15 protein-coding genes are annotated in these 16,492 nt (G+C 43.9%); 2 read left to right on the top strand and 13 right to left on the bottom strand.

Going from position 1 to position 16,492, the window contains the following annotated elements:
- Window positions 1-42: 42 nt before the first annotated feature.
- A complete protein-coding gene (locus AB4Z08_RS11150) occupies window positions 43-1,326 on the bottom strand; it encodes an HAD-IB family phosphatase (RefSeq protein WP_441573805.1) in 1,284 nt (427 codons plus the stop codon).
- A 94-nt stretch (window positions 1,327-1,420) separates the two neighbouring features.
- On the bottom strand, window positions 1,421-2,182 hold the full coding sequence (locus AB4Z08_RS11145) for a hypothetical protein (protein ID WP_441573804.1): 762 nt from the start codon (window positions 2,180-2,182) through the stop codon (window positions 1,421-1,423).
- A 211-nt stretch (window positions 2,183-2,393) separates the two neighbouring features.
- Here AB4Z08_RS11145 and AB4Z08_RS11140 point away from each other — a divergent pair, with 211 nt between their 5' ends.
- Entirely contained in the window at window positions 2,394-2,999 is a 606-nt protein-coding gene (locus AB4Z08_RS11140; RefSeq protein WP_441573803.1) for a DUF1579 family protein, read from the top strand.
- 68 nt (window positions 3,000-3,067) lie between these two features.
- On the opposite strand, the gene AB4Z08_RS11135 is transcribed toward AB4Z08_RS11140, so the two are convergent.
- The 10 genes from AB4Z08_RS11135 to AB4Z08_RS11090 form a co-directional block, all read right to left on the bottom strand.
- A complete protein-coding gene (locus tag AB4Z08_RS11135; RefSeq protein ID WP_441573802.1) occupies window positions 3,068-4,879 on the bottom strand; it encodes an ABC transporter ATP-binding protein in 1,812 nt (603 codons plus the stop codon).
- Between the two features lie 119 nt (window positions 4,880-4,998).
- Window positions 4,999-5,421 carry a c-type cytochrome gene (locus tag AB4Z08_RS11130; RefSeq protein ID WP_441573801.1) on the bottom strand — a complete coding sequence of 141 codons (423 nt, stop codon included), beginning with the start codon at window positions 5,419-5,421 and terminating at the stop codon, window positions 4,999-5,001.
- A 6-nt stretch (window positions 5,422-5,427) separates the two neighbouring features.
- Window positions 5,428-6,702, bottom strand: a complete 1,275-nt coding sequence (locus tag AB4Z08_RS11125; protein ID WP_441573800.1) for a PQQ-dependent sugar dehydrogenase — start codon at window positions 6,700-6,702, stop codon at window positions 5,428-5,430.
- A gap of 115 nt (window positions 6,703-6,817) precedes the next feature.
- A complete protein-coding gene (locus AB4Z08_RS11120) occupies window positions 6,818-9,943 on the bottom strand; it encodes a lantibiotic dehydratase (RefSeq protein WP_441573957.1) in 3,126 nt (1,041 codons plus the stop codon).
- Between the two features lie 84 nt (window positions 9,944-10,027).
- Window positions 10,028-10,402 carry a response regulator gene (locus tag AB4Z08_RS11115; protein WP_441573799.1) on the bottom strand — a complete coding sequence of 125 codons (375 nt, stop codon included), beginning with the start codon at window positions 10,400-10,402 and terminating at the stop codon, window positions 10,028-10,030.
- Window positions 10,403-10,448: 46 nt separating this feature from the next.
- Window positions 10,449-10,640 carry a hypothetical protein gene (locus AB4Z08_RS11110; protein WP_441573798.1) on the bottom strand — a complete coding sequence of 64 codons (192 nt, stop codon included), beginning with the start codon at window positions 10,638-10,640 and terminating at the stop codon, window positions 10,449-10,451.
- Window positions 10,641-10,770: 130 nt separating this feature from the next.
- Entirely contained in the window at window positions 10,771-11,523 is a 753-nt protein-coding gene (locus AB4Z08_RS11105) for a LytR/AlgR family response regulator transcription factor (RefSeq protein WP_441573797.1), read from the bottom strand.
- A 5-nt stretch (window positions 11,524-11,528) separates the two neighbouring features.
- Window positions 11,529-12,632, bottom strand: coding sequence for a sensor histidine kinase (locus AB4Z08_RS11100; protein WP_441573796.1), 1,104 nt, complete (start codon window positions 12,630-12,632; stop codon window positions 11,529-11,531).
- A 621-nt stretch (window positions 12,633-13,253) separates the two neighbouring features.
- Complete coding sequence (locus AB4Z08_RS11095) at window positions 13,254-13,628, bottom strand: hypothetical protein (RefSeq protein ID WP_441573795.1); 375 nt, start codon at window positions 13,626-13,628, stop codon at window positions 13,254-13,256.
- Window positions 13,629-13,645: 17 nt separating this feature from the next.
- Window positions 13,646-14,395, bottom strand: a complete 750-nt coding sequence (locus tag AB4Z08_RS11090; RefSeq protein ID WP_441573794.1) for a glycine-rich domain-containing protein — start codon at window positions 14,393-14,395, stop codon at window positions 13,646-13,648.
- A 106-nt stretch (window positions 14,396-14,501) separates the two neighbouring features.
- Here AB4Z08_RS11090 and AB4Z08_RS11085 point away from each other — a divergent pair, with 106 nt between their 5' ends.
- Entirely contained in the window at window positions 14,502-15,398 is an 897-nt protein-coding gene (locus tag AB4Z08_RS11085) for a hypothetical protein (RefSeq protein ID WP_441573793.1), read from the top strand.
- Here AB4Z08_RS11085 and AB4Z08_RS11080 read toward each other — a convergent pair.
- A complete protein-coding gene (locus AB4Z08_RS11080) occupies window positions 15,395-16,318 on the bottom strand; it encodes a DUF1266 domain-containing protein (protein ID WP_441573792.1) in 924 nt (307 codons plus the stop codon). The genes AB4Z08_RS11085 and AB4Z08_RS11080 overlap by 4 nt on opposite strands.
- Between the last annotated feature and the right edge of the window lie 174 nt (window positions 16,319-16,492).

Here is a 16,492-nt window from a genome sequence, read left to right as displayed (position 1 = left end):
TGCTCTGCGAGCAAGCCTTTTTATGATAAATCAAAAATATCCTCAATACAACACGCGGAAACTAATCGTGTCCTTAATATGTTTCAGGTCCTTTAACACCTTTTTATCGTAATCCACGCTAATGTCGGTAATCACATAGCCAATCCGCTCATTCGTCATCAGGAATTGTGATACTATATTAATTTCACGATCTGCCAGCACGTGGTTTACCCTTGCCATAATCCCCGGCACATTGCGGTGGATATGAACAAAGCGATGTCCGTTCTTTACTTCAGGTAACTGAATATTGGGGAAATTGCTGCTCCTGAAGGCATCTCCGCTGTTAATAAACTTAGCGATTCTTTTGGCAACAGATTCAGGCTTTTTGATATTGTCGAAAATCACAACGCCCATATCCGTACAGGCATCCTGCGGAATATGTTTTTTACTGTTACCCAGGTAGCCAATGACTTTTAACTTGGTAGCCTTGCTGAGTTTTTCCGCTGAAACAGATTCTTTATTACCCAGCAAAATAATCCCGGCATCTTTCAGTTGCTTATCTTCCAGCGTGGTAGCATGCTTCACGGCAAAGCCATCTTTCTTCAGGTACTTCACGGCAATATCCGGCACGTCACCAATCACGAGGCAATGAATACGGTTTTTCGGGTAGGAAATAGCCGAAGGGAGGTTATTCACATACAGGAATTCATCCAGACTGGGCGTAATATGATCTGCCTTTTCGGTAACCGATTTGCGTTCTATATTCTCTGTAAAGGCATAAAATTTCTTGATCATTCCAAATTCCTTCAGCTGGAAATCGGAATATCCATCACCGATACCATGTATTTCGCCCTGTAATTGCAGCTCCTTCAGCAGTTTCACTTTGCCGCCTTCATTCGACAGTGGATTGCTTTCATCATACCCTACTATTTTCCCTTCGGCATTAAACACAAAAGTATTGGCGTAGATATTTTCCTTTTTAATATGAAAGGGCAACACCACCGGTGTAATAAACTCTTTGAATCCACCAGACACAATCAACACATCATCTGCATGATGTTTGAAAAAGTTCTTATTTCTTGAAAAAGACGTAGATACCTGCTTCTTTAAATGTTTCACCAGTTGCTTCAGGTGATCTTTGTTGGCTTCCAGTAACTGCACTCTTGCCGCCAGACTTTCCCTGAAAGACAATTTACCATCCATCGCCTGATTGGTCAGGTCTTCTATTTTTTTATAGATCTGCTCCCTGTCAGGGTGCTCCTGCAATGAAATGCGCGCCAGTTCATCTAATGCTTCCACCTGCGTAAAGGTGCTGTCGAAATCAATAATATAATATTTTTTACTCACGGATTTGTTTTTAAATAGCCTGCTGTTGCGCTAATTGGAGCACAAAAATATAAGTTTAAATAGGATTTAAAAGACAATCTTTCTTTTTCCCGACTTATGGCATCAGGAAAATATCAATGAGCAGGTGCTGTTCTTTACGCCATCTCAGCCAGCCAGTAAGCGGCGTTTTACATTGGGAAATGTACTCCTGACAAGGCATGCCTTCATGCGGGTTGTCGGCTTCATTGTAAAAGCAGTCGTACTTTACCTGTAGCCAGTCTCCCTGCAATTGTACCGGACAAAACAGCTCCTGTCCGGCTGGTACAGACAAAGTATCTGCGGCCTCGTCCGGCGCTGTTTTCAGCGGTTGCACACTAATATTATCTCCTTTTGGATTCACCAGACGCTTTACCCCAAAGGATTGCAGAAGGTACACTTCCCAGGTTTTAAATATATAGGAGGCTGTTTTCGGAAGATATTTAACTTCTTTGTAGTTGATTAAAATACGATACGATTGTGCGGTCTTTCCTACACAAACAAAATGCATGATGCCATAGTCCGGCTTAAAGAATTTCGGGCACACACGTGCCAGGCTTGTATCTTCGGCTGACATATCACCCCTGGTCCATCTCTCTGTTAACAAACTATCATTAAACACTTCAAATTTCCGGGGAGCTATCACCAGTCCAATACCCAGTGTAGATACTTCGTTATCAAAGGAGCAGGGACTCTCCGGGAGCGTTGCTGCTATGGGCTTTTCTACCCGTACAGTATCCATTGGCACTTTCTTTTTAGCGGGTGGCTGTTCACAAGCCAGCAGACAGGTACTGAAAAACAGGCAGGCTATAGCCCGTTGCAGGAGCGTGAAGTGTTTCATTGATATACTTTTTCACGGCCAATATACATACTTATTTTACTAATATAATTTTACTATAGGGAGATGATCATTACATGGGCAGCAACTGTAGATCAGATCATCTCCCGGTGCTGTCCCACCTCACAGCGCAACAGGTTGTCATCACATCTTCTGAAAAAAAATTAAAAGAGCAACGCACTATTACTTAAATTTAAAGATGAAAACCCTGCACATGCATCAAAAAATTGCCGCTCTCTTTGCCATCTTATTTTTGTTCTGTTCCGACCATATCACTGCACAGGAAAAAAACGATCCAAACCTAGACATTACGGCTGCTACCGGTCCGGAATACGACTGGCTGAAGCCGATGGCCGGCCATTACGAAGTAGACATGCGCATATGGCCGAAACCAGGCGCAGCACCCATTCCATTGGGTACCTTCAAAGTAACGCGGCAATTTGTTGGCAATTTCCTCCAGGAAATAATGGAACCATTGCCCGGAAAAAATACACCCCCCTTCAGCCGCATTACCTATCTCAGCTTCAACAAAATCAACCAGCGCTGGGAATATATTGTAATGGACACACGCTTCCCTATCATGATGTTTGAAACAAGCTTTGATGGAAAAGTTGCTAATGGGAAAGAGATGACAACCTACCTGTCTGCATTTCCCGTTCCCGCGATGATAGGCAAAGAAACCGCAGGACAGATGGCAAAACAACGCCGCACTTTCAGCATAGAAGGACCCGATCGCGATGTGATACACCAATACTGGACACTCCCTTCCGGCAAAGAATACCTCGCTATAGAGTATGTATATAAACGTGTTTCGCAGTAATCATTCTACAGTCCGCGCATGGCAGCGTTAAGAGATACACTTCCCGCATCTTACAATATCGTCAACCGTTACAGCGCGTCCCACTCCGCATCATCGGGGTCGGACGCTTCCTTTTCTTCTTTGGCCAACAATTCATCAGACCGTCTTTCCCCAATCTGTTGCCGCCACATCGCATAATAAAGCCCCTTATGCTCTACCAGTTCCTCATGTGTGCCGGTTTCTGCAATCTTACCTTTTTCCAGCACAATGATCCGGTCTGCGTGCATAATCGTAGATAAACGATGCGCAATCAACACGGTAATCTGTTCCCGCAAGGCAGAAATACTTCTCACAGTATCTGTAATTGCTTCCTCTGTAATAGAGTCCAGCGCGGAAGTAGCTTCATCAAAAATAAGTAAGCGGGGGCGCCGGATCAACGCCCGCGCAATGGAAATACGTTGTTTTTCCCCACCCGATAATTTCACCCCGCCTTCTCCCAGCTTCGTATAAATTCCTTTAGCAGAACGTGCCAGCAAAGCGTTACAGGATGCCTTGGACAGCGCTTCCAACACTTCTTCATCCGTGGCATCCGACTTTACAAACAACAGGTTTTCTTTAATAGTACCTGCAAATAGCTGCGTGTCCTGTGTTACAAAACCAATCTGTCTTCTTAACGCATTAAACCGGATATCCGCGGTAGGTACATCGTTGTAATATATTTCTCCTGATACCGGCTTATACAAGCCCACCAGCAATTTCACCAGGGTAGATTTACCGGATCCGGATGGCCCCACAAAAGCAATGGTATCACCGGTTTCCACAGAAAAAGAAATGCCATCCAACGCATTGGAGGTAGCCGTTTTATGCCTGAATACTACGTTTTCAAATCGTAGCTGCTGCAGATCCCCGATTTCCACCGGCTCCAGCGGGCGCTCTTCCACAGGGCGTTGCATCAGTTTATGAAATAAATATAAAGAAGCTTCCGCTTCCCTGTACTGAATAATGATATTCCCCAGATCCTGCAACGGCACAAATATAGCCGTGGTGATAAACTGCATGGTGATCAGCTCTCCCGTTGTTAAAATATTGCGGAAAATGAGCCAGAGTAAAATAAACAGGATAGACTGTTTCAGCACGTTGAGCGTGGTGCCCTGTAAAAAGGAAAGGGTTCGTACCTGTCTGGTTTTCTCCATTTCCAGGTCATATATTTCTTTGGTAAAAGTTTTTAAACGCCTTATTTCAGGGAAGGTAAGTCCCAGGCTTTTGACTAATTCTATATTGCGCAGCGACTCTGTAATAGCACCGGAAAGTTGCAGGGTTTCCCGGTTAATAGCACGCTGCACGGTTTTCATTTTTTTGCTGAGCAAGCCGGTGAGCCCGCCTAAAAAAATTATTCCTACCACAAATACCGGTATCAGCGCCCAATGCTTGGTGATAGCATACCAGATTAAAAATCCCATCCCCACTACAGCCGTAAACAGGATATTGATAAACGCGGTGATAAAACGTTCGGTATCTGTTCTTACTTTTTGCAATACCGCGAGGGTTTCGCCGCTCCGTTGTTCTTCATACTCCTCAAATGATAGGCGGAGCGTTTGTTTCAGGCCATCGTTGAATACCTGCATCCCAAATTTCTGTACCACCAGCCGCAACACATATTCCTGGAAGGATTTCGCCAACCGGGCCACCAAGGCAATGACCACTGCAATTCCCAACCAGAACAGCACCCCCTTGACTAATTCCGGCTCTGACTTACTCCCGGTTTTGCCTGCATAATCATCAATGATCTTTCCGAATATTAACGGATCCGTCATCACCAGGATCTGGCTGATTCCTGCAAGCAATAAAGACCAAACGACCAACCACTTGTGTGGCTTTAAGTAGCTCCAGAGAATTTTCATAAACAGCTTTTAGCTTTTAGCTTTTAGCTTTTAGCTTTTAGCTTTTAGCTTTTAGCCTTAAACAAAGGTAACAACGATTATGTTGCATTTGCTAACAGCTAAAAGCTAATGGCTAAAAACTAATTTTTCGCCCGGATGGTTTTCACTTCTGTAGCAGTAACTGCATTGGCCTTATTGCCAAAATTGTTACGCACATACGTTAATACATCTGCTATTTCCTGGTCTTTCAGAAAGTTATGCGGAGGCATATTATTGGAATAGTATTCATCATCTATTGGCTCGGACGACTGCATTCCTTTCAAAACAATTTGTACGAGTTTAGTTTTGTTCCCCAATACAAAAGTGGTTTTTGTCAACGGTGGATTCAGATGTGGCACGCCACTACCATCTACCTGGTGACAGGTCAGGCAGTATTGTTCATACACCTTTTTACCCCTGCTTACAGACTGGCTCTGAGCCGGGTTCTTCCCTGGTTTCGTTTGCGCCGATAAAAAAGAAAGTGTTGCACAGAGTGCAACACCAATCATCATAACTTTCTTCATACAATATTATTTACCGCTATAGCTGATTTTATATACTGTTCCTTTTACATCATCTGTTACATACAATGATCCGTCAGGGCCCTGTGCCAATCCGCAAGGGCGGTGCTGTGCCTGGCCGGGTGATTGTATATTGTCAATGCCTGTAAAGCCATCGGCAAATACTTCCCAGTTGCCGGCAGGCTTGCCATCTTTAAACGGAACAAATACTACAAAATATCCCTTTTGCCCTTTCTGGCGATTCCATGAACCATGAAAAGCAACGAAGGCGCCATTCTTATATTTCTCCGGAAACTGATTACCAGTATAAAACAAGAGCCCGTTGGGCGCCATATGCGCTGGAAATGCCACCACAGGGTCTATTGCATTCTCTCCACCTGTTTTATTACCATCACCGCCATATTCAGGCGCCAGCATTTTCTTATGCTTGAATCCATCATAATAAATATAAGGCCATCCTGCATTATCACCTTTCTTCAATGCATACATACACTCTGCTGGTAATTCATTTCCCTGTTCCAGGTTGTAGTATTCCGGGAACATATCAAACAAACCATCTCTGCCATGTTGCATTACAAATAACTGGTTAAGCGAGGTATTCCAGTCCAGCCCTACTACATTACGTAAACCGGTGGCATAACGCACGCCGTCACCATACGTCTGGTTCAGCTTATCTGCCTTAAACTGCCAGATGCCGCCTGCAGAATCCAATATAGGACAGCCTTCTATACCTTTGGAACCTTTTGCCCTGTCCTGCACCTGGCAGGAGTTAGAGTAAGCACCAATGTTTACGTAGATGTTGCCGTCATTATCCAATGTCAATGCCTTGGCCTCGTGCTGATGACGGTTGATTAAACCAGTCACTATCTTGTCCGGGTGTTCCGGGTTGATGATTTCGTATTTATCATTCAGTTTATAACGATACACCTCTTCATCGGAAGAAGTATACAGATAGTTTCCTTTAATCACCATACCAGTACCGCGGTAGGTGCCGAAAGATTTCGCAACACCATTGTGTATAACCGCAATCGCTTTCCCGGGTTTTGAAGACTGTACTTTTACATAGATATCCCCAAGCGGCGTTACTGCGATATGACGGGCTGCTCCCAGGTTTTCTGCCACTGTCTGCACTTTAAAGCCCGCTGGCAGCTTCAGGCCGGCATTCCCGGGATCAGCTGTTATGCGATGGTGCAGCGCACTGCTGTCGTCAGTACCTGCCAGACCGCGGGCAGCCAACAAGGTCATGACAGACAAGCACCCCAGCAAAATTATTTTCGTTTTCATGCTATTATAGTTTCAATGAAATAATAGAGTTTTTCAAATCCTGTCCTGTAAAAATAATAAGGTTTTTATTTAATCCGTAAATATTGGATAAATGGCATTCATGGCTGGGCCTACCTCAGCCTCTCGCTACCTTCGAGGCATAGTACTTCATCAGGTAATGATATATCACCAGCTCCTGCAACCGGGCATTGGCGCTGAACATCCTGTTCAGGAACATATGCAGATAATGCGGCAACAGCGCTGCCGTTGCAGATGCCCGGACCGCCGTCACCTTACCGGCCAGGTCTCTCAGGGCGGCACCACGCGCATGCAATATTTCCGCCGATGCTGCCGGCAGCGTATAATCGTTTCCGTTATTATCCAATACCGTCGTAATGAGCCGTGTATGTTGCCGGTACTTATTATTCAATTGCCGCAGCAACGCGGCATCTCCGTAATGCTCTGCAAAAAACTGCTGTTGCAGCTCCCGGAATAATTGCAGTTTCATTAAAGGTCCGTATCCGAAATGCGTCAGCAGGTCATCAGCTCCCTTCATGGCCAATAACCAGCGATCACTTGTTTCCGTACCGGATATCAGCGATAACAAACGGACAACCGCCACACTGTCGTGAAAAAAGAATTGTTCACTCAATTCCATTACATCTGCTCCATACCGCTCCAGTTCCCTTATGTAGGTGTCGAATTGTATTTTCTGTACAATATCATTTTCCAGGTAAGGGGCGATCACCTCCTGCAACTGCTGGATGATAACAGGGCTGCTATCCGGGTAATGTGGTAAATGAAAACGGATACGGAGATGATGGTCCGGATCCCGGAAGCGGATAAAGAACCAATAATCTGTTAGCTCCGCCGTCTGCAACCGGTTTATCAGCGGCTGCAATTCATTTATCAATAGTTTATCCATCCATTTGGTACCACAGTAAATCTTTACATATAGCCATTCACTGCCCGGAGGAAAATTTCGTTTTGTAACGCCCACCGCGTCCCTGGCGGGTGAAACCTCATCAACGCGGCCGTCCCATACCACAGGGGTGTCCTTATATCCTGTATTGCAGATCGGTATAATCACTTCATTACAGAAAAAGCCGCTTTCATTCGTCTGCAAACGGGTATCCTCATTAAATAACTGTTCATATAACACTACATTCCCCTTTTTCAGTTTATCCGTTAACAACATTCCGGCAAATACACTGCGGAGGTCTATCAACAGATCATTATCGCCTTCAGATAGTAACACCAGGTCCGGCATATGATGTTGCTCTTTCAGCAGCTGCAAGGCTGCCTCCGGAGAATGCTGCTGTAACAGCGCCTCGAAACGCTGTTTGGAAATAAACCAACGGGCTCTTTCGAGTATAATTTCCTGGTATACGACTCGTGGTAGAAATGGTTGTTCTGTCAGTTGCCCCCAGTTCCAATGAATGGATAATGCCTGCTGTTGCTGCAAATCACATAAAAACCGGTAGGCCGATAATCCCCTTGTAAAATTATGCGCGCTGGTGAGCCGGGGCAAGACTTCCCTGTCCAGCCGGGCAGAGCGCAATACCACCCTGTTGTTGCGTACCGATACATACAAATCACTGACGGGTAGTTGGAAATCAGCGGCCACGCTACCGTTTCCGAGAAAAGGGATTTCATAATCGTATAGGGATGGCCGTAATAATACATTGCCGGTGCGGCCTTCCGGTAAATGCACTACTTCTGCCAGGATACAGTCTTTTTCCAGGGCCTGTTCCATAGCAACAAACTCCTTCAGCTTTGCCTGCAGGGCCTCATTACCGGTGGCAAATCGTCCCAGCAGTGCCAGGGCGTTAGGACCGTTGCAGGACCGGAGCAACAACTGGAAGTCACCACTATCGAGTGCAGCGGCATCCTTAGCGATCAGGGATCCTAACAAAGAAAGAAATGGCGGCAGTACCGGGGCTTCCATGGCCTCCTTCAGTGCATCCAGGTCTGTATCCGTAATGTGGATAACCATTGCCTGCTGCTGTTGCGCCAGCAGGAATTGCTGTAACACAAACTTCGCCTGCGCATTCCAGGAAAAAGTGTCCTTTCTTTTGCCGGCGGGCATTACAAGATCATCGATCAGTGGAGTGTAGCTGGAATGATCTCCCGACACGATCCCGTAACCGATGCCTGATTCGCTGTCCAGTGCCATCATCAGGGGAATTTCCCGTTGCTCGTATTGTTGCAGAAATTGTTGTTTAAAAGTTTGCAGATCGGCAGGCATTCCCCGGGTACCCAATACTGCAAGCCGCTCCAGTCGGTGCAACAGCAGATCCATTACATGGTTGGAAAGATGGGCGGTGGCAGGCTGGAAGAAAAGATCTACCTGCACCGGATCTTTAGCGGTAATAGCAGGAAAATTTGCTGCCAGCAGCGTTTTAATTTCCAGGTAATGTTGTACTCCGGCTGTTTGCATGGGAAGTAGTTGCTGTATGCGTTGCAGGGCGGGCAAACCCGCTGGCGGCTGTTCACAGGCCTGTAACTCCCCGATGAGTACAGAAAGGTTGTCCCGGCTGGTAATAGCCGGCGTTAAACCGGTTACCAGGATCTGGTTGCTGATCAGGGATTCAATAAAAGGAAGGGCTTCTTCCGGAGAAATATCCAGTTTCCCCAGTTCCGCTACCAGTTGATCGATCCGGGTGCCGGCCCTGGCAGCGGTTAATATGGCAGTGATATAATCGTTTTGTGAGAAGGCGCTGAGAAAATAATGTCTTTTTTTATCCCTTAACTGATATTCAAAATAGCGGATGGAATACCCGATTTCATAAAGACTGTTGTTTGGATAAAATCGCAGCTGCTGCCGGAGTTCCGGTTGTTGTACCAGTTCATTCACCAGCTCGGACAGGTATTCCATGTCCAAACGGGCCACTTTATGATGGTTGTTGGTGGCGGCAGACGAAAATTCCGACGGATAATCACCAATATAACCAGTCATACAACCAGCAAATAGTCCGTAAGGTGTACAGCGGGCACTCATTCTCAGGAGGTAGCGATAGAGGGCCATCGGCAATTTAAGGTGGCTGTCCGGTTCTGCCAGCCACTTCAGCATTTCGCTATGCAGGGCCGGACTGGCCAGGAAAACAGCTTCCTGCAACAGTGGACGGGTATACGTTTCCCTGATCGCCGCTATAAAAGACGCCTGATCATTGTGACTCCTTTGGTGTAAGCGGAGTACTTCTTCACATGACAACAGCGGCATTCGGAGCAGGTAAAAGCCGCAACTAGTAAGCAGGGACATATCATTCAAACATACTTAGTTTAGTGGGAAATGAATATTTCCCGATCAGTATGCTTAAATAAAGATAAAAGGTTTTTTACGATGTCAGGTAACGGCTATTTTGATACCGGGAATTACTCTTTCCATTTCATGCACAAACTTCTTATAGCTGGCTGGTTTACCGAGGTATCCCCTCTTTTCTTTCCAGCAGAGGGAGGCTACTTCACGGCTGGAATAAGCGGTCACGAGAATAAAAACGCAGTCCTTTTTAAGGAACTGCGCTATAATATCTCTTGTATTTCCTCTTAAATTAACATCCAGAAAAACAACGTCCACTTTTCTTTCGGTGATCAGGTTATCAATCGTATCTAACTCTGATGCCTTTTTTACAAGTTTCAAATAGGAAGTTCGTTGGATATAGCTTTCCAGTATGTCTAATGCCAGAGGCTCGTCATCTATTATGGCACATCTGTATTGCATTTTATACCAAAGGGTTAAACAATTAGGAATAGTAAGCACCAGCGGGTTACGCTTCTGAAACAGCTGGGGAAGCCCCCCAGGTAGTTGGAATGGTGGGAAAACTTGAATCTGCCATTCTTACACCTGATTTATCGGAAGCACTCATATTTTCAATCGTAGAAACATCAGCTTTTGAAATAATTTGTTTCTCTAACATTAACACAGGACGATTATTTACAGACACATTCATTTTTGACATAACATATTTTTTTAATGATTGACGACAGCTATCAATCACCTAAGCTCGCCCTTAGATATTAAATCACATATTTTATTAGACGTAATTCCCGTTATTTTCGACCAACTGCTACTATTACGCGGTAGGATTGTTACTCATCGTCATCATTATAGTTGGCAATGCCAAGTAAGCGTTTAAGGTCCTGACGGGAAGCTTTGGAAATGATAACGGTTTGTCCGTTGATTACTTCCACGGTATTTCCCATAATGGACTTAATAGCCTGCAGCCGGATAATGTATGATTTGTGGATGCGCATGAACTGGTCTGGAGGCAATACATCTTCCATTACTTTCATGCGCATGTAAGTAATGATACTTTTGTCTTTACATACAATTTTGATATAGTCCTTCATCCCCTCCACATAGTAGATATCATCGAAAAGGACCTTGGTTAACTTATTATTATCTTTTACAAAAAGGTGGTTGGATGGTGTAGGTTTAGGCTTTACAGGCTCCGTAACGGACGACTGTTGTAACCGCTGACTGATATTATTACGGGCTTTATTAACTGCTTTCAGAAATCTTTCAAATGAAATAGGCTTTACCAGGTAATCAACCGCATCGAGTTCAAAACCTGCAATGGCATGCTCTTTTGAAGCAGTAGTAAAAATAACAAATGGTGGATTGCTGAGTGAACGGATCATTTCTATGCCATTGATATTTGGCATCTGTATATCTGAAAACAACAGGTCAACAGATTGCCGCTGTAATTCATTAATGGCATCAAAGGCATTTTCACAAAAGGCCACAGGTTGGAGATAGGGAACCCGTGCAATGTAATTTTCCATCAGGTCTCTTGCAAAGGGTTCGTCATCCACTACAAGGCAGGTAATTACTTGATCCATATTTTTTAGTTCAGCGTTAGTGTCAAGACAACTTTGTAATATTCGGGATTATTTTCTATAAATAAAGTGTGCTCATTTGGATACAACAAAATCAGTCGTTTCCGGGTATTACTAAGACCAATGCCGCCCTGTACTTTTCTGCCGGCAGGCATTTCTCCTTTACTATTAGAGATTTCAAATTTTAGTTGATGCGCCTCCACTTCGAGGGAGGCATGTATCCAGCATTTATCTGAATTAGTGCTATGTGAATATTTAAAGGCATTTTCTACAAAAGGAAACATCAGCAACGGGGCTATCTGCCGTTCTCCCATCCGGTCTGTGTCGCAATCAAACCGGATGCTGGCATTTTTTCCATACCGCACGCTTTCCAGCTCTACATAATTTTTCAGGAACTCTGCTTCCATATCCAGTGGCACCTTGTCTGTATTGGAATCATACAGCGTATAGCGCATCATTTCAGACAGGTGCATAATAAGATCCGATGCCAGGGCATCGTTTCGTATGGATAAAGAGTAAATATTATTCAATGTGTTGAACAGGAAATGCGGATTCAGCTGCGAACGCAAAAAACTCACTTCCAGATTCAGGTTATCCCGTTCCAGCCGCAATGTACGGGTAGATCCCCGGATAACATCCAATATCAGCTTCAATGACAAAGCCGGCGCAGTAGTCATCACCACCGGAAAGAAAATCTTCAGCATATGATCGAGCGCAAATGTATCCAGCCATCCCGCGTCCACTACCCGATGCAGAAAATCCCGCAGGGATGGATCATTTATCACCAGGAAATTAACCGCATACAGCGCGCACAAATAATTGATAACAGACCAGAAAATAAAAGGACCGCAAAAGCATAACAGTGCCAGGAAAAAATAGCCTTTCAGCAATACTTTAGGAATGATAAAGTAGAATGCCGTGTAAAAGAAAAACATAGCCCCCAGAATATTCCTGATCATAAACAGGATGCTCACGCTGATTGATACCGTAAAGTTGGAACTCATCATAAGCCCATACAGCACAGACAAACAAGCCCACATGAGCACATGAGACCATATCCGGATATTGGTTGCATAATACTTATCAGACAAAAAGAATGAAAACCATTCCATTAATTTTCGGCTGATATCAGGCGGCTTTGCACTGGTCTTACTTCTAAAAAAAGCTAGCATCTTATCCCTTATATATAAAATTTTACACTACGCAGCAGGTAAGTAATATAAAAATACATTATCAATTCGAATTTTCTTTATCATATAAAATAATATAATTATACAAATATCACTTTTAGTCTATAACTTACACATTATTAGCCCCTTCCAGTACTCCTTAAAGTATACAATGTTGGATACAACAGCATTTTCATCGCGTTTATGAGTCACTTCATCTAATAAGTTTAAAAGGCTAATTTATAATGCTGACTTTTGAAGTACAGCCAGATACAGTAGTGACTAAAAGATCTTTGCATTAAAAATATTTAAAAAACAAGGGTGAAGTTGCGCAACAACTTGCAATCATTATACTTTCATCCATTGTTGTTACCATTGTCACTTTATATAAATTAATTAAATAATATTACACCAATCTGGTCAGAAAACCTAGCATATTTCGTCCTGCGTTGCTCCAAAAACTAATATTAAATGAAGGGTAATAATATCTACCTGCTAATGTTATTCTATTCTATGTAAACACTATGAGAATCCCCTACAGCTCCTAAAGAGATAGACATCCGTCTATCTCTTTTCATTATACCCCATTTTTCCCAGTTGCCAGACTCCCCACTCTGCTATCAGCATCAACACGAGGTACCCCACCGGCTTATGGTGATAAATGCCCTGACACAGTCTTGCCAATCCTACAACCAGCATAAAAATAAACAACCATTTCAATGGCGCATAAAAATCGGCCAGAGAATCGAATAAACGAGGTAATAATATTGCCAGGCAGCTACCGCCTAAACAAATCCCATAAAACTGCAAAAATAGGGATCCTTTCACTGCAAAGGGACTCCACTGCGCCGTCATTGCATATACATACAGAAAAGGAACAAATATAATGATCAGGAGGAATACATATCCCCAGGTGGGGACAATCATTTTTTCTTTCATGACATTGTTTTAAATTTTCAGGAACCACACCCTCCGCAGCCGCCCCCGCAGCCACTTCCGCAACTGCTGCCACAGCTACTGCCACAACTGCTCCCGCTGCTGCAGCTGCTGCCTCCCCCGGTATCTTTTTTATTTGTGCCTTTATCGTCCTTATTCACTGTGAATGCACCGAAGGAGCCCAAAACAAGGAACACAACGATAAAAAAACCAGGGAGGCTGGCATTGCTACAGCCGGGAAATAAAAAGAAGGAAAGGAAGAAGAGAAGTAAGGTTAACCAATATTTGCGAAACAGAGATAATCGCTTTACTGCAGGTAACAATTGGGGAGTAGAATGATCGGGCCAGATGGCTGCCGGAGGATCTTCGCCGAAATATTGCCGGTACTGTTGCCGGGTGCTTTCCTCCCAAGCTATATATTTCTGCTTTTCGGATGGCCCGCCGGAAGAAGGATAGTGGTGGATTTTTTTTCCGAGTGTTTTTTCACAAAAGGCCTCCCAGTAATTTTGCGTGTAGAGTAAATGCTGGTGCCATACTTTATCTACTATATCTGAGGGCGAAGCGCCGGTAGGAGAAATACAACAGAGGTAAATAAATCGCTTGTATTCCTGGATGGCCTTTTGCGTGAAAGCTGCATCCCATTTGTTTTCCCTGGCCAGCTTCCTGGAAAAGGGAAGCGCTGCATCCGGATCATCCAGTCGGAAATCGCTGATTTGCTGCCATAGCAGCGTGCCCGGCGATAAGGCTACAAAGTGATTGTTTTTCATCATAATTTTCTTGTTTTATTTTGTTGATATAAATATCAGTTAATGCCGCAAGACTAAAGTATTCTGCATATCTTACGGAGGCTTATATCTGTATTATAATCGTATTATTATGAGTAAGGAAGAATTGCTTAACCTGGAGCGCTTAATGAATTACATAGCGCATCAATACCTCAAAAAGATAAGCTGGGAAGATGTTTCAAAGACGGAATGGAGTTTTATCGTGACAGAATTCAATACCGTTATTACCAAACAGCAGCGGCATAAAAAACTAAGCGCACCGTCGCCTTTATTTGGCGACAATTATTTCTATGAACATCTCATCATCCGGAAACTGAAAGCCGCTAAAAATCACTCTGCCCTGCCTTCCATCAGCAGTCCCAATTTCTCCAAACTAAATGTGATAGCAGTAGCGCTGGGATTTAACAGCTACATCGACTTTATCAACAACGCGACAGAAATATTTCCCTTTCATGAACTGAAAATCAATATTCCACTAGCCACCACCAATCACCAGTTATTGGATCACCTGGTAGGATACTGGTATTGCTATAACCGCAACCTGCCTTATAAATCAGGAAAAAAAGCAACAGAGCGGATCTGGCGTTCTGCTTTGGAAATTTATAAATCAGGAGATGAATACCTCGTGGAGCGCACCGGAAAAGACAACCATATGTACTATGGTAAAATAACGTCTTATGCCAGCTATATATTTATTATCATGAACAGTACTACGTTTATCCGTCAACGTCATTTTATAGGCAGACTGAAAGATGTAGAGGATAAAATGAAAAGACCCGGCTATGCCGTTAATGAACTGAATTTTGTCAGCACCTGCGTGAGCTTTAATGAAGAACCTATTGCACTCTATGAAATATTTCACCGGGTGGCGAAAGTAAAAGACTTTGAGAAAACATCCGTAGACCTGGCCTTTGACAGCCCACTCGTACCTCAGCATATTCTGCTACACCTGAAAGACAGTGAGCTAAACAGGATTACGGAACATTAAGATAACTGCTGCGTATTACTGAATGACAGTACCTTCCAGGGGCTGTCTGGCGCAACCAGCAGGTATTCCATGTTATTGTGCAGTGTTTCAAAACTGCCCATTTCTATGCCGTTCCATACACAACGGGCAAACTGATAAGAAATAGAAAGATGCCTCCAGGAAGTATATGTTCTTCTGATAAGTGATATACCCCACATGATATACTCCAATGCCTGGTCGTAAGTGATATACCCGGCATCATAACCGGCACGGCTCAGATTAATGATACGGCCAAAATCCCAGATCAGCATATCAGGCTGTAAGTCTTTATCAATCAGTTTCTTTTCCCGGAACAACTCCAGTGCATCACGGGTATTGCGTAAACGCTCCATCACTACGGCTTCTTCCAGTTCATTGGTGGCAATATACTCTCTTAAAAAAGCCTTGCTTTCTTTCATGGACACAGTATTAATGGCCTGCCATATAATATCGTATTCTATGCGGTGACCACTGTCCTGCAGCCAGGCAATCATCTCCTGTAATTCTTCCGTGCTATCTATATCCCACCACTCCGACAACTGCTCCCGGCAGTCGTGCTTGTCTAAACCAGTGGTAATATCATTGAGGTATTGACGGTTAACAAAAGCAATATCTGCCCCGCAGGCAACTGCCCATTGTTGGGCTATGTCCAGGCGTGTATTGGGATTTAGTACCACCTGAAGCGGCTCTTCGTCCATATCATTCACATCAGCATCATCACCGGAAAACATCTGGTTAAACTGCTTTATATTCTCAGCGAACATGTTCATCTGTGCGCTCCAGTCATTATTATGCTCGATGGCTTGTTCCATCTGTTGCTTGTACAGGGCGATCGCGTCTTCGGTAAATCCCATATCACGCAGTTGTTGCCAGTATTGGTCCATAGAATGAGGCTGATCCATGAGGATTCGGTTAAGGGTTATGGCTATTTGACTCTCTGGTATTTACGGCCAAAATTACAGAAAAGTTTTTTCATAGAAATTTTTTACATGTCAAATATAATTAATATCTCTTAAGATCCATGATAATCGCTATAAAAATCAGGGCTTCCCGGGAATTGCCCCTGAAGTGGAAAA

The organism is Chitinophaga sp. RAB17, assembly GCF_052114225.1.
GTDB lineage: Bacteria > Bacteroidota > Bacteroidia > Chitinophagales > Chitinophagaceae > Chitinophaga.
The sequence above is the reverse complement of the archived record's forward strand: the minus strand, read 5'-3'. Positions and strand labels throughout refer to the sequence as shown.

What these genes read in the sequence shown, in the direction of transcription:
- AB4Z08_RS11145 (WP_441573804.1), bottom strand. Translation starts at nt 2,182, where the DNA reads ATGAAACACTTCACGCTCCTGCAACGGGCTATAGCCTGCCTGTTTTTC.
- AB4Z08_RS11140 (WP_441573803.1), top strand. Translation starts at nt 2,394, where the DNA reads ATGCATCAAAAAATTGCCGCTCTCTTTGCCATCTTATTTTTGTTCTGT.
- AB4Z08_RS11135 (WP_441573802.1), bottom strand. Translation starts at nt 4,879, where the DNA reads ATGAAAATTCTCTGGAGCTACTTAAAGCCACACAAGTGGTTGGTCGTT.
- AB4Z08_RS11130 (WP_441573801.1), bottom strand. Translation starts at nt 5,421, where the DNA reads ATGAAGAAAGTTATGATGATTGGTGTTGCACTCTGTGCAACACTTTCT.
- AB4Z08_RS11125 (WP_441573800.1), bottom strand. Translation starts at nt 6,702, where the DNA reads ATGAAAACGAAAATAATTTTGCTGGGGTGCTTGTCTGTCATGACCTTG.
- AB4Z08_RS11120 (WP_441573957.1), bottom strand. Translation starts at nt 9,943, where the DNA reads ATGTCCCTGCTTACTAGTTGCGGCTTTTACCTGCTCCGAATGCCGCTG.
- AB4Z08_RS11115 (WP_441573799.1), bottom strand. Translation starts at nt 10,402, where the DNA reads ATGCAATACAGATGTGCCATAATAGATGACGAGCCTCTGGCATTAGAC.
- AB4Z08_RS11110 (WP_441573798.1), bottom strand. Translation starts at nt 10,640, where the DNA reads ATGTCAAAAATGAATGTGTCTGTAAATAATCGTCCTGTGTTAATGTTA.
- AB4Z08_RS11105 (WP_441573797.1), bottom strand. Translation starts at nt 11,523, where the DNA reads ATGGATCAAGTAATTACCTGCCTTGTAGTGGATGACGAACCCTTTGCA.
- AB4Z08_RS11100 (WP_441573796.1), bottom strand. Translation starts at nt 12,632, where the DNA reads ATGGAATGGTTTTCATTCTTTTTGTCTGATAAGTATTATGCAACCAAT.
- AB4Z08_RS11095 (WP_441573795.1), bottom strand. Translation starts at nt 13,628, where the DNA reads ATGAAAGAAAAAATGATTGTCCCCACCTGGGGATATGTATTCCTCCTG.
- AB4Z08_RS11090 (WP_441573794.1), bottom strand. Translation starts at nt 14,395, where the DNA reads ATGATGAAAAACAATCACTTTGTAGCCTTATCGCCGGGCACGCTGCTA.
- AB4Z08_RS11085 (WP_441573793.1), top strand. Translation starts at nt 14,502, where the DNA reads ATGAGTAAGGAAGAATTGCTTAACCTGGAGCGCTTAATGAATTACATA.
- AB4Z08_RS11080 (WP_441573792.1), bottom strand. Translation starts at nt 16,318, where the DNA reads ATGGATCAGCCTCATTCTATGGACCAATACTGGCAACAACTGCGTGAT.